The sequence below is a fragment of the Micromonospora sp. LOL_021 genome, from assembly GCF_048060215.1.
GTDB lineage: Bacteria > Actinomycetota > Actinomycetes > Mycobacteriales > Micromonosporaceae > Micromonospora_E.
The window spans coordinates 19227-33272 of the sequence record NZ_JBHMIN010000047.1 but is presented as its reverse complement, the minus strand read 5'-3'; the positions used below and the strand labels follow the sequence as shown (position 1 = coordinate 33272).

Genomic DNA, 14046 nt, shown 5'->3' with positions numbered 1-14046 from the left:
GTGTCGCGGATCATCTGGTCGCAGATCATCCGTCGATGGACCCGGTCGGTCGCGCTGCTGGTCGGGCTTCTCGTCGCGGTCACCAGTTTCACGGTGCTCACCGGCACGGCCGAGACGGCACGACTCGACGTCATCGGCACGGTGGAGGCGAACGCCCGCACCGCGTACGACATCCTCGTCCGCCCTGCGGAATCGATTTCCGACCAGGAGACGGCGACCGGGGTCGTTCGCCCCAATTTCCTCACCGAGGCACCCGGCGGCATCAGCCTGGAACAGGTCGACACGATCCGCAGCCTGTCCGGCGTGGAGGTGGCGGCACCGATCGCCCTCATCGGTATGGCCGTCCCGGAGCTTCGTGTCCCGGTGGACCTGGCCGATGTCGTGCCGGACGGAGAACGATCGGCCTTCCGGCTCACCGTCGACTGGCGCATGGACCGTGGCTTGAGCACGATCGGGCCGGACGAAGCCTACGTCTACTTCACTCCGAATCCGGTCGCGCACCGGGACATCGTCAGGGTCACCGACGAGGACCCGTTCGGCAGCTTTCTGGACGAGATCCTTCCGTCCGGCGCGCGGGTCAACATCTGCGGCAAGGCGCTCGACCTCCAGGCCGGATCGTCGTATGAATCGACGGTGAGCGAAAGCGTGCAGTGTTACTCCCTGAACGAGGACAGCCGTGAGTACGCCAACCAGGCGTTCCTGCTCGACTGGCGCATTCCGTACGTCCTGGCCGCCATCGACCCAGCGGCCGAGGCGGAGCTGATCGGTCTGGACGACGCGATGGTCTCCGGGAGTTATCTGCCGGACAGCCGGGCTGCGGTGGCGGGGGAGGACGACGATTGGACCCGGACGATCCCGGTGATCGCGGCCAGCGACAGCTACGTCGACCAGCAGGCGATCGTGGAAGTCGAGCAACTGCCGCGCGATGTCGCGGAACAGTTCGTCGGAACGAGGGAAAGCATCACCGCTGCGGACAGTTTCGCCGCCAGCGCCGCCGGGGTCCCGGTCAAATCGATTGAGGTCGACGGTGGTGCTGCTGACGCGTTCCTGCTTCGCGACCTCGGACATACGTTCGGCAACACGGTGGGAACCTACTGGACGGCTGGACCGGTCGAGTGGGACACCGGGCCCGACGGCACGCTGATCCCTCGGGACCAGGAGGTCGCCAGCGAGGTGTGGCAGGGGCCATTCGGCGGTCGGAGCGGTACCGAGCCGGTCGCGGCCGACGACCGGAGTTTTCGTGAGCTGCAACGGCACGCACGCGCCCTAGGCCGACAGGTGATCGACCCCAAGCTCACGTTGACCGGGCGGTTCGATCCGGAGCTGATCGACACCTTTTCGGCCCTGTCCGAGGTGCCACTGGGCGCCTACCAGTCGCCCGGTCTGGAAGGCGCGGATGAGACCTCGCAGCGGCTGCTGGGCGGAGCGCCGCTGCTGCCGTCCAGTAACCCGGCCGGCTATCTGCAGCAGCCGCCGCTGCTGCTGACCACCCTGGATTCGGCCGAGTCCTTCTACGGCAGCTTCGACCGGTCTTCCGGGCCGGGGCCGGTGGCGGCGGTCCGGGTGCGGGTCGCCGGCGTGACCGGCATCGACGAGGTGTCCCGGGAACGGGTGCGGGTCGTAGCGGAGCGGATCGCGCAGGAGACCGGCCTGCACGTCGACATCACCGTCGGCTCGTCGCCGACCAAGCGGACCGTGGCGCTACCGGCCGGCGAGTTCGGCCGACCCGACCTGTCACTCACCGAATGGTGGTCGAAGAAGGGCGTCGGGGTGGTGATCAGCGAAGCGGTGGAGCGCAAGTCGCTGATCCTGTTCGTCCTGGTCCTCGTGGTCTGTGCGCTGTTCATCGGCAACTCGTCCGCCGCAGCGGTGCGCGCCCGGCGTACCGAACTCGGCGTACTCGCCTGCCTGGGTTGGCCGCGCCGGTCGTTGTTCGCCGTGATTCTGGGCGAGCTGCTGTTCATCGGGCTGGTCGCCGGTGCCCTGGGTGCAGTGGCGGCGTGGCTGGTCGCCGTTCCGGTCGGTGCCGACGTGTCGTGGTCCCGGGCGGTGCTTGCCGTCCCGGCGGCGATCCTGGTGTCCCTTGCCGCCGGCTTGATCCCGGCGGTGCAGGCGTCGCGGGCCGATCCCATGGCAGCGGTCCGGCCACCCGTGGTCACTGGCCGCCGCGCCCGGCTGTTCCTCGGACTCACCGGCCTCGCGGTGGTCAACCTCCGTCGGACACCGGGCCGTACGGCGTTGGGCTGCGCCGCGTTGGCCGTCGCGGTGACCGCGCTGACGCTGCTGGTCGCCATCACCTGGGCGTTCCAGGGTGTCCTGGTCGGCAGCCTGCTCGGTGACGCGATCGCCGTCCAGGTGCGTGGGCCGGATCTGGCCGCCGTGGTGGCGATGCTGGTCCTTGCCACGGTCGCGATCGCCGACGTGGTGTTCCTGAACGTGCGGGAGCGGGCCGCCGAGTTCGCCGCCCTGCAGGCAACCGGCTGGACGCATGCTTCGACAGCCCGGCTGGTTCTCACCGAGGGCGTGCTGCTGGGCCTGCTCGGAGCCGTCCCGGGAGCTGTCCTCGGCCTCGGTCTCGCGGTACTGCTGGCCGGTGGCGCGCCGGAGGCCAGTCTGGCCCGGCTGCTACCGGTGGCCGCCATCGTGGCGGGTGTCGGCGTGCTCGCGGCGGCCGTCGCAACCATCCCACCGATCCAGTCGCTGCGGCGCCACCCGGTGACCCGCCTGCTGGTGGAGGAGTAGACCGATGGCTTCACCCGTCGTTGAACCGGGCAGCTCGAGCCCTGGGAAGAGCCAGCCGATGGTCCGGGTGACCGGCCTGTCGAAGCGCTACCGTACGGAGGCGAGCGAGCCGATCCACGCGTGCCGCGACATCGACTTCGAGATGGACGGCGGGGAGATCGTCGCCGTGATGGGGCCGTCCGGGTCGGGAAAGTCGACGCTGCTGCACCTGATCGGGGCGCTGGACACGCCCGACTCCGGCACGATCGAGGTCGCCGGTGAGCCGGTCACCGGGGTCAAGGGACGCCGGCTGGCGGAGCACCGGCGGCGCATCGGATTCGTGTTTCAGCGGTTCCATCTCCTGCCCACCCTGACCGCCGCGGACAACGTCATCGCGCCGCTGCTGCCGTACAAGGTCGGTTTCGACAAGCGGGCCAAGGCGAAGCAGCTCCTCGGCGCGGTCGGGCTCACCGGCCGGGAGGACTCGTTGCCGTCGAAGTTGTCCGGTGGGCAGCAGCAGCGCGTCGCGATCGCCCGCGCACTGGTCAACGATCCGATGCTGGTGCTGGCCGACGAACCCACCGGCAACCTGGACAGCCAGACCGGAAACGAGATCATCGACCTGCTCTTCGGCCTGCGGGACCGGCTCGGCACCTCGCTGATGATCGCGACCCACGATCCAGGGCTGGCCGCCCGCTGTGGCCGCGTCGTCCAGGTCCGCGACGGGCGGATAACCGAGGACACCGGGGCGTGAGCCAGCGCCGGCGGTGTTCGCCGGGCGTGGCCAGGGCGGTGCTCGGCCAGGATGGCGCGGGTCAGGGCGGTGCGGGTCAGGGCGGGGTGAGGCCGGCGTACTGCAGGACGGCCCGGATCCGTCGGGCGGCGGCCGGGTCGCGTCGGTCCAGCACCGCGAGCGCCTCCAGGAACAGTTCGCAGTACGTGCCTCCGCAGTGCCGGCAGCCGCCGGTCCGGTCCGGCATGTGCCGCTCGGCCATCCGCTTGGCGATCTTGGCGACGAGCGCCAGGTCGCCGTCCGGCGGCGGCTCGTCGTGGGCGTGACCGTGCCCGTCGTCGACCCGGTCGGGCCCGTCGTCGATCCGGTCGTGCCCGCCGTCGCGGGGTGCCGGGGTGACGCCGCGCGCCCCGACCAGGTTGAATCGCGGGTCGGTGTCGATGTCGGTCTCGCCGGGCACCCGGCTCGGCAGCGGCGGGCGGCCCGCTGTGGGCCGTCGGTTGATCTGTTCCGACGGCTGCGGCCGGCGGGTGAACCGGTCGGGCTTGTCATTGCGGTACGCCATGATTCTCCTCGCGTCAGTATTGCCGTCCGAGATAGTCGTCCGAGATTGCTGGTCTGTTGTTTCACCGGCCGCCATGGAAATTGCACGCAGGTCGGCGGTGCTGCGGCGTTGGGGTCTACGTCGGCGGGGGTGGCGGCTGCGGGTAGGTCATCGCTCCGCAGTCCGGACACCAGCGACTCTTCACCTTGAAGCTCAGCAGACCGGCGAGAAATCCGATCATGGCGGAGCTGATCATGGCGATCCCGAAGCCGATCGACGACATCGCTTCACCCTCTCGCGTAAGCGTGGTGAGCTGGGGTTTCTCCGGCGGCGTGGCGGCCGGACGGCTCGGGGGTGCCGTGCCGGCCGCCACGCCTGATTGGGGAGAACGGCGCTGACCGTTCGGATGGTTTGCCGGCCCACCGATCGGTCATGCCGTATTCGTCGACGAAAGGTCAGCGCCGATTTGCGGCGCTTCGATCCCGTTCCCGAACGAAGAAGAGTCTGTCGGCCAATCTGCGCCAACGCAACAGTGTCGGGGCCATGTGGTAGAGATATGGCCAGTCAGTCGAATAGACCTCGGTCGACCGAGAGTTGACCTGCCAGACGTGCATGATCAATCCGCAGGTGATCAATTCCAGGAGGTGGCACCAATGTCCTCGGCTCTGTTGAACTCGTCGGTCCCGCGACGCCAGCTCGGTCGGGAGCTGCGTCGGCTGCGTGAGCGGCTGGCCCGGGTCCCGCAGACCACGGCGGCCCGGGAGCTGGACTGGTCGGCGACCAAGCTGCTGCGGATGGAGCGCGGCGAGGTGCCGATCCGCGCCGAGGACGTGGTGCTGCTCTGCGAGCTGTACGGCGCGGACCTGCAGACCGTCGAGGCGCTGGCCGCGCTGGCCCCGAAGACCAAGGAGAAGGGCTGGTGGCACGACTACGCCAGCATCCCGTCATGGTTCGAGCTGTTCATCGGCCTGGAGGAGGCCGCCTCCCACCTCCGCGAGTACCACGTCGACCTCATCTCCGGCCCATTGCAGACCCGCGAGTACGCGACCGAGGTGTTCACGCGCAACCCGCTGCGCCTGTCGCCCGAGGTCATCGAGCAGCGGGTGGCGGCACGGCTGCAGCGCGCAAAGCTGCTCACCCGAATGGAGCCGCATCTACCCCGGTTCGACATCCTGCTGGACGAGGCAGCAATCCGTCGCCCGGTCGGCTCCGGGGCGGTGATGGCCGCCCAGCTGCGCCGGCTGATCCAGGTCGACGAACTGCCGAACGTCTCGATCCGGCTGATCCCGTTCAGCGCCGGTGTCCACAGCGGATCTCTGACTGGCAGCTTCGTGATGCTCGACTTTCCAGCCGAGCTGGAGCCGACCACCGTCTACGTCGAGGGCCTCACCGGCGCGCTCTATTTGGACCGCCCTAATGAAGCCGATTCTTATACGATGGCCTTCGATGACCTGACGACCGCCGCGCTGGGTCAGGCCGCGACACGTGACCTCCTCGCCCGGACCGCAAAGGAGTACGAGTCATGATCGACCTGTCCACCGCCACCTGGCGGAAGAGCAGCCGCTCCAACGCTCAGGGTCACTGCGTCGAGGTGGCCGACACGACGTGGCGCAAAAGTACCCGTTCCAACGACCAAGGTCACTGCGTCGAGGTGGCCGACGAGTTGGGCGGGGTGGTCGGCGTGCGGGACTCCAAGGACCCGGCCGGGCCGGTGCTGGTGATCTCCCCGACGAGCTGGTCCGCCTTCATCACCGCCACCAGGACCAGCACCTTCAGCGCCTGACCGTGCGGCACTGCGTTGACGTCACGATGTGAGGCTGAGATACCTAACCAGCTCGTTGATAGGTATCTCAGCCTCACATCGTCGACGATGTCGCAGGCGTCAGACGGCCGAGCCGAACCCGGCGACGTCCTTGGGGTCGGGGCCGAAACGGTTCGAGCCGGGCGTGCCGCCCTGCACGTAGAACACCAGCAGGACGATCCAGCCGATGATCGGGATCAGCCCGATCAGGATCCACCAGCCGGACCGGTCGGTGTCGTGCAGCCGGCGTACGGCGACCGCCAACGACGGCAGCAACAGCGCCAGGCTGACGAGCAGGCCGATGACGCCGTTCGTGGAGTCCTCGAAGTTGGTGCCCAGCGCGGTGTCGAGGATCGAGGTCACGATGCCGACGAGGAGAGAGAAGAGGGCGAACCACCAGTACTCGGAGCGGCGGGCCCGTCCGCTGAACCCGACGTACTGGGTAAAAACAGAACGAACTGCGTCGGTAAACGACATGACGCCTCCAGCGTCTCAAGCGGAGCGAACCGTGACACTCAGGGTAGGAGGCTGTCACAAGTGGATCTTGCCCGCCTGAGCGCACGACGCCCGTGAGGCCTGCGCCTCTACGAACGGCGCTTCAACTCACCGAGGACCTCGTCCATCGGAAACGTGTCGCCCGAGGCGAAGTCCTCCCGGGACTGGCGGAGATCCGCGAGGGCTTCGGCGTCGGAGAGCAGTTCCAGCGTTTGTCGCATCGACTCGTACTCGGCCACTGAGATCAGCATGACGTCCGCGTGGCCGTTGTGAATGATCGTGAAGCGGTCGTGCTGCCGGGAGACCCGATCGGCGAGTTCAGTGATCCGAGCCTTGGCCTCAGTGATCGAGATGGTCTCCACGGCAGCCATTCTGGCGACCGGTCAGAGTTTTGACTATCAGCTACAACCCGCCACGGGTCCGTACTATGAGCGCAGCGCATTTTTGATCTTGCTGGCGGCTTTGTCCATGCCCTGCATCACCTTCTGTGCCGTACCGCTGCTGAGCTGCAGGAGCATGCTTGCGCTCAACGCCTTCTCGACCTCGGACAGGCCCTCCTGCGCCGACCCGCTGAGCCGGGTGGCCGCCGCCTGCATCACCTGCTTGGCCTGGCCGTCGCCGGCCTTCTCGGCGCAGTTCGTCAGCGACTGCGCGTTGAGTACGTCGAGTGACAGGGTGGCGAACGCGGCGTTGAGCCCGGCCGTCTCGAAGGTCAGCTCGTCACCGGAGCCGTTCAGCAGGAACGACGCGATGATCTTCTCGTCCATGCCGCCGGTCATCCGGGCGGTCGGGCTGACGTACTTGGGCATGCCGCCCAGCTCGCCGATCAGCGCCTCCCAGGTCTGCACCCGTTCGGTGGCCGAGGTCCTGAGCCGGCCGTACAGTCCCGCCAGGATCGGGTTGGGGGTGCGCCGGGCCAGCATGCCGAACAGGCAGGCCCCCATCAGGTCGTGGGTCATCCATGCGGAGAGCTGGTCGGCCAGGAACGGGCCGTTCAGGCCGCTGCCGGCGGCGAAGGCGGCCAACTGCTCGTCGTCCACCGCCCGCTCCGGCGTGACCGCCACCATCGGGCCCGGCTTGATCATCGCGTCGGTCTCGGTGCGTACGGCACTGCGCGTCATCGCACGACCTCCTCTCGAACCTTCTCGCGGGCGTACTGCTCGGCCGGGTACGGGCCGTCGGTGATATTGCGGTACTCGCGGCCGTTGCGCTGCGCGTTCTCGTCGATGACCTGCTCGCTCGGGGCGCCACCGGCGTTGACCGTCGCCATGTGCTTGATGTAGCGCTCCGGCCACTCGGCGACAAAGCCGGTGCCGAACGTGGTGATGTCCACCTGTTCGGCGATCACCTCGCGGATGAAGTCCTTGTTCGGCTGGAACTTCGTCGGCTGGGGCATCTCGGCGGGGAGGATCTGCTCCGGCTCCCGGCCGTCGTAGCGGCGCAGCAGGTCGGCCGCCACCTTGAGCTGCTCGATCTCCATCGCCAGGTTCAGCTCCCAGACCTGTTTGATCCGGCGGTCGTCCTCGTCCTGGGCGAACGACCAGTACATGTAGCACTCGTTGTACTCGTGGTGGACGAGCTGCTCCAGCCAGCTTTCCGCCGGGTCGAGCATTGATTCGTACTGCGTGACGTGCTCCTCCTCCACCATCGCGATCTCCAGGTAGAGGCCGCGGGCGATCGGCTCGACGAACTCCGGCCCCACGTTCATGTAGTAGTTCATCGTCTGCTGCTCGGCGGCCGTGATCGTGATCGCGTGCATCCGAGACAGCGGGTCGACGGTGTGCTTGTCGTAGTGCTTGCGGATGTTGTCCTCGGGGTGGCGGTGGTGGTGCGCCGTCGGCCGTCCCGGCATGACCTCGGTCAGGTAGTCGACGATCGCCTCCGCCTTCTTGCCCTGGGTCAGCTCGTAGAGGTTGGAGTAGCGGTAGAGGTGGTCGAAGTCCTCCAGCAGCCCGAATTTGTAGTTCTGCCGCAGGTACGGGTCGGGCTCGTTGCGGGCGACCCAGGCGGTGATGTCGGTCGCCACCTGCTCGTACCCGAGCACGACCTCCAGCACCGACTCCTGGCCGGGGATCAGCCAGTTGATGGCCTTCTGCTGCTGTTGCTCGATGTAGCGGAGGTAGGCGAGCTTCTGCCGGAGGTCGAGGTCGTCGACGTGTCGGTTCATCTGGTGGCTGAACATGATCGCCTCCACCTCGATCCCGTTCATCACGATGACCCGGCACCGGGTGTACGGATCGACCCCGTGCGGCTCGTACGGCTCGACGTTGAGTTCGGACCAGCTCCGCAGCTGCCTCTCCAGCGGGATACCGGCTTCTTCGAGCGGGTTGAAACGCATCGCCTCTCCTCGTGAGGACCATCCGACACATCGCCGGCTGCCTACTGAGCCGGCTACGGAACGAAGGCCGCCGACCCACACAAATCACACCATTTCCTGCGAGCTGTCTGCAGCGGAACGGCCGAACGTCAACGGCGGTCGAACGTCAACGGCGGTCGAACATCGACGGCGGCGGACCGTCAGCTGCCCGGGTTCGCGCCGACCCGGCGGGCGGTGGCGGCGGCAGCGGACAGCGACTCGTCGACCGTGCCGGCCCGTTGCCGTACCGCCGCCAGCGTCTCTTTGACAGTGCCGAGCGCACCGAGCAGCTGGGCCGGGTCGCCGCCGGCGAGCACCCGCGCCACCAGCGCCGCCGCCTCGTCGGCCTTCGCGGTGGCCGCGCCGATCCCATCCTGGACGGCGCGCAGCTTGTCGCCGGCCCGACCCAGCGTGGCCAGCACCTCCGCCGGTGACGGCTCCCTCGGCACCGGCACCACCGTGGCCGCCGCCTCGTCGAGCGTGCCGGTGACCCCGGTCAGCCCGGCCTGCAACTCCTTCAGCGTGTTGCGTACCTGGATCATGCCGGCCACGATGCCGCTGAAGCCGCCGGCCGCCGCCTGACCGGCGACCCGCTCGGCCTCCTCCTGCGCCGCCGCGGCGGCCGACCGGGCCCGTTCGACGCCCGCCCGCATCGCCTGCAGATCCTTGCCGACGCTGTCCACCGGTGCTGCCACGATCGCTCTCCTCACCCCGTTCGACCTGCTGTTTCCCATGGTGCGGGGTGGCCGCTGGAAAAGCCGGCAGACTAGCCCTCGGCTGCGGTCGTGTCCGCTGCCTGGCCGTGGTACCAGGCGAGCTTCTCACCGAGGCGGGCCCGCCAGCGGTGCAGCTGTTCGATCTGCTGCTCGACCGCGTCCGCGTGCTCGCGCAGCAGCGCGATCCGCTCCGGGATGGTCTGCGGGTCACGGCACAACTCGCCGTAGCGGCGGAGCCGTTCGATCGGCATCCCGGTGTCCCGCAGGCAGCGCAGGAAGTCGAGCATGCCCAGGTCGTCGTCGCTGTAGACGCGGCGCCCGCTGGAGTTGCGGGCGACCGGCGACAGGATGCCCTCCCGTTCGTAGTAGCGCAGCGTGTCGATCGAGAAGCCGGACCGGGCCGCCGCCTCGGCGGGTGAGTAGGCCGTCATACCGCCGACGGTACCGCTTGACCTGGAGCGCGCTCCAGGTCGCAGGGTGGACCCATGACGTACGAAAACAGCACGCCGGCACCGGCCTCGCCGCTGGTCCTGGGCGCGATGATGTTCGGCACCCGGATCGACGAGGAGACCTCCTTCGCCCTGCTCGACCGGTTCGTCGAGCGGGGCGGCGAGTGGATCGACACCGCCGACTGTTACGCGTTCTGGGCCAGCAAGGACGGCCGGGGCGGCGACAGCGAGCGGATCATCGGGCGGTGGCTCGCCGCCCGCCCCGGCGTACGGCAGCGGGTGCGCATCGCGACCAAGGTCGGTGCCGAGCCGCTGTGGGCCGGATCGTGGCCGCGGGTGCGGGCCGGGCTGAGCCGCCGCGCCGTCGCCGACGCCTTCGCCGGCAGCCTGGACCGGCTTGGCGTGGACAGCGTCGACCTGCTCTGGCTGCACCAGGAGGACCGGGCCACCCCCATCGAGGAGACCGTCGACACGGTCGCCGGGCTGGTCGCGTCCGGTGCCGTACGTCGGGTCGGCGCGTCCAACCACCCGGCCTGGCGCATCGAGCGGGCCCGCGCCCACGCCGCCGCCACCGGCACCCGGCCGATCGACGCCCTGCAACTCAACGCCACCTACCTACGGGCCCGCCCCGGCACGCTGCCCGAGGGGGTGGAGCATCCGTTCGGCCTGCTCAGCGACGAGCAGCGGGACATCGCGCAGGCGTACCGGATGGAGGTGTGGGCGTACACGCCGCTGCTGACCGGTGCCTACGACGACCCGGCCAAGCCGATCCCGCCGGTGTACGACCATCCCGGCAGTACGCGGCGGCTCGCGGCGCTCGACGACGTCGCCCGGGACACCGGCGCGACCCGCGGCCAGGTGGTGCTGGCCTGGCTGGTGGCGCAGGGCATCCGCCCGATCCTCGGCGGCAGCAAGCTGTACCAGTTGGAAGCGGCGCTCGACGGCGTCACTCTCGCCCTCACCGACGAGCACCTTGCCCGCCTGGCCGTCGCCGGCTGACAATGCTGACAGGTTCCTGACGGTTGGCCGGAATTCTGGCTCGCATGAGCAGATATCGACAGATGCGTCCGGTGAGCCGGCTGGCCGAACTGTTGCTGGCCGCGCTCGCCGTGACGGCGATCGGGCTGTCGGCCGGGTGCGGCGGCGGTGACGGGAACACGAGCGCTACCGGTGCCCGAGGGCCGGCTGGTGACACCGGCGACAGTGGTGTCGCCTCGATCGTGGGCAGCGCTGGGCCGGACGGCTCGCCATCGCCGCAGGTCGAGCGTCCGTTGATCCGCCCGGACACGTCCGCTGAGGAACAGGAGCGGCTGATGAACCTCTGGCTGCAGTGCTTCGAGGACAACGGGGTGTCGGAGATGGAGCGGAAGACGAGAGCGGACACTCCGCAGGTACGGCAGGTCGCCGAGGACTGCGCACCGCTGGAACCTGAACGGCTGTGGCAGCGTTCCCTGCGCCTCGACCCCGAGTATCCGGACAAGCTGCTGGCCTGGGCGGAATGTCTGCAGGACCGGGGCATTGACGCGTTCGTCGACGGAGACTTCCTGTCACTCGCCGATGGACTGCCGGCCGGCACCGAGGTCGAGGAGTGCGAAGCGGAGGCGTTCAGCGGGAGCTGACCGGGTCGCAGCGCCGGGCCGGGAGGCGTACGGTGACGTGCGTGCCCCGGCCCGGCTCGCTGGTCACGGTGATGTCACCGCCGTGTGCGCGGGCCAGCTGCCGGGCGATCGGCAGACCCAGCCCGCTGCCGCCGGTGCGCCGGCTGCGCGAGGCGTCGGCCCGCCAGAACCGGTCGAACAACTTCGGCAGGTCGGTGGCGGCGATCCCGATCCCGGTGTCGACCACCTCGATGGCCAGCCAGTCGTCGCGTACCGCGCAGCCGACGGTGACCGAACCCCCGGCCGGGGTGTGCCGGACGGCGTTGCCCACCAGGTTGCCGACGAGTTGCCGCAGCCGTACCGCGTCGAGGACGACCTCCGGATCGCCGTGCACCGCCCCGGTCAGGGTGACCCCGGCGGTGGCAGCGGCCCCGCGGTTGGCCTCGACGACCTGGCTGAGTACGTCGCCGACGAAGGTCGGCTCCGGATGCACCGCGAAGGTGCCGTCGTCAGCCGCAGCCAGGTCCCGCAGGTCGTCGATGACATGCTGCAACAGGGTCGCCTCCTCGGTGAGCAGTTCGAGGGTGTGGGTGTCGGCCGGTGCCAGCCCGTCCTGGGCGGCCTCCAGCCAGGCCCGGATGTTGGTCAGCGGCGACCGCAGCTCGTGGGCGACGTCGCTGACCATCGCCCGGCGTTGCCGCTCCAGCTGGTCCCGCCGGCGTGCCAGGTCGTTGAAGGCGGTGGCGAGACTGCCGATCTCGTCCCGGGTGGTGACCGGCACCGGGCGTTGCCTGTCCACCGGCGCACGGGCCGCTGCGGCCAGTGCCCGCAACGGCCGGACCAGCCGCATTCCGACTCCGACGGTGATCGCCACGGTGAGCAGCAGGACCAGTCCGGCGACACCGGCGATCCGCAGCAGGTTCCCGGTGGACAGGTTGACGGTCGGCGACCCGGCGTCGGTGGCCGTCGCGTCGGTGACGTACAGCAGCACCGGCGGTGCGACGTACGCCCGGAGCTGGCTGCGGAGGCCTGTCTCGGCGCAGGCGCGGGCATCGGCCTCGGACGGCGCGCCTGGGGAGGCCCGCAGGACCCGGACGTCCAGCGTCGGAGTGACGGCCAGGTCGATGTTGGCCGCCTCGGGCCCGAGACATGCCTCGGTGAGGTCGAGCAGCTCGGCCAGGGGTGCGACCTCGCTGCGGGCCGGCTCGCGCAGCAGCGCCGGTTCCGGGCAGGCCAGCGGCCGGCCACGGTCGATACCGGCGTCGAGGATCGTCACCGTCGCCCGGCCGCCCGGCAGCTCGACGACTTCGGCGGCGAGCCCCGCCCCGTCGACCAGGCAGCTTCGGTGGTCCTCGGCCGCCTTGTGGATGCCGGCGCGTTCGTCGTCGCTCAGCCGGTACGGCCCGACGACCCGGCTGTCGATGCTGGACCCGTGACGGCTGGCGGTGAGCGCCGGGTCGAGGTCGAGCGGGTCGACGATCGCCGACGGGCGGGCGTCGCGCAGCGCCGGCCCGGGTGCCGACTCGGCGACCGGGTCGCGGGTCACCGGGTCGAGCAGCACGATCCGCCGGCCGGTACGCGATGCGAGGTCGTCGACGACCGGCGTGACCGCAGACCAGTCGCGGTGGTCGATCGCGTACGTGATCATCTCGTCGTAGACGCTGACGTCGTCGGCGAGGGACCGGCCCTGCTCCTGCTCGATCGCCCGGGTGGTCGACGCCACGGTCAGCCAGGCCGTGGCGACGACCGCGCAGACCGTCACCAGCACCGACGCGCCGAGCAGCCGCAGCATCAGGCTGTGCCGCAGCGGTACCCGCGCGGCCGGGGCCGGGCCTGGGGCCGGAGCCGGGCCGGTGGCCGGACCGCCGGTGGCCGGCTCACCCACCGGCGGGGTCGCGCAGCTTGTAGCCGACGCCGTACACCGTCACCAGGTGCGCTGGCCGGCGTACGTCCGGTTCGATCTTGCGGCGCAGGTTGACCAGATGGGTGTCGATGGCCCGCTCGGTCGAGTCCCGGTCCACGCCCCGGGTGTGCTCCAGCAGCTGGGCCCGGGTGAAGGCGCGTTCCGGCTGCTCGACCATGGCGGCGAGGATCGCGAACTCGCCCGGCGTGCAGTTGACCGGTCGTCCGTCGACGGTGACCTCCCGGCGGACCGGGTCGACGGCGAGTGCACCGACCCGTCGTACCCCGTCGATGGTGCGCGGCACCCGGTCGACCCGGCGCAGCAACGTCCGGACCCGGGCCATCAGCTCCCGCGGCGAGTACGGCTTCGTCAGGTAGTCGTCCGCACCCAGATCGAGCCCGCGCAGCAGGTCGTCCTCGTCGGCGCGGGCGGTGAGCATCAGCACCAGCAGGTCCGATTCGCGACGCAGGATCCGGCACACGTTCAGCCCGTCCAGGCCGGGCATCATCACGTCGAGCACCAGCAGCTGCGGCCGGTGCCGGCGGGCCTGGTCGAGCGCGTCGCGCCCGTCGTGGACCACTGTGGTCCGGTGTCCGTCGGACTCGACGTAGCGGCGCAGCACCTCGGCCTGCCGCCGGTCGTCCTCGGCGATCAGCACATGGGCAACCACGGGGCGAACCATACTGCGTGTCAGCGTCGGCGCGGCGGTGGGAAATCGCACCGTACCGGC

The 14046-nt window shown here is 69.8% G+C and carries 16 protein-coding genes; 7 read left to right on the top strand and 9 right to left on the bottom strand.

From position 1 onward, the window contains the following. Both ACFHWT_RS24645 and ACFHWT_RS24640 read left to right on the top strand, forming a co-directional pair. A complete protein-coding gene (locus ACFHWT_RS24645; RefSeq protein ID WP_416597070.1) occupies window positions 1-2742 on the top strand; it encodes an FtsX-like permease family protein in 2742 nt (913 codons plus the stop codon). A 4-nt stretch (window positions 2743-2746) separates the two neighbouring features. Continuing rightward, a complete protein-coding gene (locus tag ACFHWT_RS24640; RefSeq protein ID WP_416597069.1) occupies window positions 2747-3475 on the top strand; it encodes an ABC transporter ATP-binding protein in 729 nt (242 codons plus the stop codon). Window positions 3476-3551: 76 nt separating this feature from the next. Here ACFHWT_RS24640 and ACFHWT_RS24635 read toward each other — a convergent pair whose 3' ends face one another. Next, window positions 3552-4019: a hypothetical protein gene (locus tag ACFHWT_RS24635; RefSeq protein ID WP_416597067.1), complete on the bottom strand. Its 468-nt coding sequence runs from the start codon at window positions 4017-4019 to the stop codon at window positions 3552-3554. 218 nt (window positions 4020-4237) lie between these two features. Between ACFHWT_RS24635 and ACFHWT_RS24630 the strand changes: the two genes are divergently transcribed. From ACFHWT_RS24630 to ACFHWT_RS24620, 3 genes are all read left to right on the top strand, one after another. Then, the gene (locus tag ACFHWT_RS24630; protein WP_416597066.1) at window positions 4238-4396 is read left to right on the top strand and encodes a hypothetical protein; all 159 of its coding nucleotides are present in this window, start codon (window positions 4238-4240) and stop codon (window positions 4394-4396) included. Window positions 4397-4651: 255 nt separating this feature from the next. Further along, a complete protein-coding gene (locus ACFHWT_RS24625) occupies window positions 4652-5524 on the top strand; it encodes a helix-turn-helix domain-containing protein (RefSeq protein ID WP_416597064.1) in 873 nt (290 codons plus the stop codon). Beyond that, entirely contained in the window at window positions 5521-5781 is a 261-nt protein-coding gene (locus tag ACFHWT_RS24620) for a DUF397 domain-containing protein (protein WP_416597062.1), read from the top strand. Before ACFHWT_RS24625 ends, ACFHWT_RS24620 begins: the two co-directional genes overlap by 4 nt. A gap of 99 nt (window positions 5782-5880) precedes the next feature. Here ACFHWT_RS24620 and ACFHWT_RS24615 read toward each other — a convergent pair whose 3' ends face one another. From ACFHWT_RS24615 to ACFHWT_RS24590, 6 genes are all read right to left on the bottom strand, one after another. Beyond that, entirely contained in the window at window positions 5881-6276 is a 396-nt protein-coding gene (locus ACFHWT_RS24615) for a DUF805 domain-containing protein (protein ID WP_416597061.1), read from the bottom strand. 107 nt (window positions 6277-6383) lie between these two features. Continuing rightward, entirely contained in the window at window positions 6384-6656 is a 273-nt protein-coding gene (locus ACFHWT_RS24610) for a type II toxin-antitoxin system Phd/YefM family antitoxin (protein ID WP_416597060.1), read from the bottom strand. Window positions 6657-6719: 63 nt separating this feature from the next. Further along, window positions 6720-7415: a hypothetical protein gene (locus tag ACFHWT_RS24605; protein WP_416597059.1), complete on the bottom strand. Its 696-nt coding sequence runs from the start codon at window positions 7413-7415 to the stop codon at window positions 6720-6722. Then, entirely contained in the window at window positions 7412-8632 is a 1221-nt protein-coding gene (locus ACFHWT_RS24600) for a hypothetical protein (RefSeq protein ID WP_416597058.1), read from the bottom strand. The genes ACFHWT_RS24605 and ACFHWT_RS24600 overlap by 4 nt, the downstream gene beginning before the upstream one ends. A 179-nt stretch (window positions 8633-8811) precedes the next feature. Further along, a complete protein-coding gene (locus ACFHWT_RS24595) occupies window positions 8812-9345 on the bottom strand; it encodes a DUF6244 family protein (RefSeq protein ID WP_416597057.1) in 534 nt (177 codons plus the stop codon). A 71-nt stretch (window positions 9346-9416) separates the two neighbouring features. Then, on the bottom strand, window positions 9417-9797 hold the full coding sequence (locus ACFHWT_RS24590) for a MerR family transcriptional regulator (RefSeq protein ID WP_289212004.1): 381 nt from the start codon (window positions 9795-9797) through the stop codon (window positions 9417-9419). A 54-nt stretch (window positions 9798-9851) separates the two neighbouring features. Here ACFHWT_RS24590 and ACFHWT_RS24585 point away from each other — a divergent pair, with 54 nt between their 5' ends. After that, on the top strand, window positions 9852-10814 hold the full coding sequence (locus ACFHWT_RS24585) for an aldo/keto reductase (RefSeq protein WP_416597056.1): 963 nt from the start codon (window positions 9852-9854) through the stop codon (window positions 10812-10814). Window positions 10815-10858: 44 nt separating this feature from the next. Beyond that, entirely contained in the window at window positions 10859-11434 is a 576-nt protein-coding gene (locus ACFHWT_RS24580; protein WP_416597055.1) for a hypothetical protein, read from the top strand. Here ACFHWT_RS24580 and ACFHWT_RS24575 read toward each other — a convergent pair. Both ACFHWT_RS24575 and ACFHWT_RS24570 read right to left on the bottom strand, forming a co-directional pair. Continuing rightward, window positions 11421-13298, bottom strand: coding sequence for a sensor histidine kinase (locus tag ACFHWT_RS24575; RefSeq protein ID WP_416597054.1), 1878 nt, complete (start codon window positions 13296-13298; stop codon window positions 11421-11423). The genes ACFHWT_RS24580 and ACFHWT_RS24575 overlap by 14 nt on opposite strands. Further along, window positions 13291-13986, bottom strand: coding sequence for a response regulator transcription factor (locus ACFHWT_RS24570; RefSeq protein ID WP_416597053.1), 696 nt, complete (start codon window positions 13984-13986; stop codon window positions 13291-13293). Before ACFHWT_RS24570 ends, ACFHWT_RS24575 begins: the two co-directional genes overlap by 8 nt. Window positions 13987-14046: the final 60 nt, after the last annotated feature.

What these genes read in the sequence shown, in the direction of transcription:
- ACFHWT_RS24640 (WP_416597069.1), top strand. Translation starts at nt 2,747, where the DNA reads ATGGCTTCACCCGTCGTTGAACCGGGCAGCTCGAGCCCTGGGAAGAGC.
- ACFHWT_RS24635 (WP_416597067.1), bottom strand. Translation starts at nt 4,019, where the DNA reads ATGGCGTACCGCAATGACAAGCCCGACCGGTTCACCCGCCGGCCGCAG.
- ACFHWT_RS24630 (WP_416597066.1), top strand. Translation starts at nt 4,238, where the DNA reads ATGGCGGAGCTGATCATGGCGATCCCGAAGCCGATCGACGACATCGCT.
- ACFHWT_RS24625 (WP_416597064.1), top strand. Translation starts at nt 4,652, where the DNA reads ATGTCCTCGGCTCTGTTGAACTCGTCGGTCCCGCGACGCCAGCTCGGT.
- ACFHWT_RS24620 (WP_416597062.1), top strand. Translation starts at nt 5,521, where the DNA reads ATGATCGACCTGTCCACCGCCACCTGGCGGAAGAGCAGCCGCTCCAAC.
- ACFHWT_RS24615 (WP_416597061.1), bottom strand. Translation starts at nt 6,276, where the DNA reads ATGTCGTTTACCGACGCAGTTCGTTCTGTTTTTACCCAGTACGTCGGG.
- ACFHWT_RS24605 (WP_416597059.1), bottom strand. Translation starts at nt 7,415, where the DNA reads ATGACGCGCAGTGCCGTACGCACCGAGACCGACGCGATGATCAAGCCG.
- ACFHWT_RS24600 (WP_416597058.1), bottom strand. Translation starts at nt 8,632, where the DNA reads ATGCGTTTCAACCCGCTCGAAGAAGCCGGTATCCCGCTGGAGAGGCAG.
- ACFHWT_RS24590 (WP_289212004.1), bottom strand. Translation starts at nt 9,797, where the DNA reads ATGACGGCCTACTCACCCGCCGAGGCGGCGGCCCGGTCCGGCTTCTCG.
- ACFHWT_RS24585 (WP_416597056.1), top strand. Translation starts at nt 9,852, where the DNA reads ATGACGTACGAAAACAGCACGCCGGCACCGGCCTCGCCGCTGGTCCTG.
- ACFHWT_RS24580 (WP_416597055.1), top strand. Translation starts at nt 10,859, where the DNA reads ATGAGCAGATATCGACAGATGCGTCCGGTGAGCCGGCTGGCCGAACTG.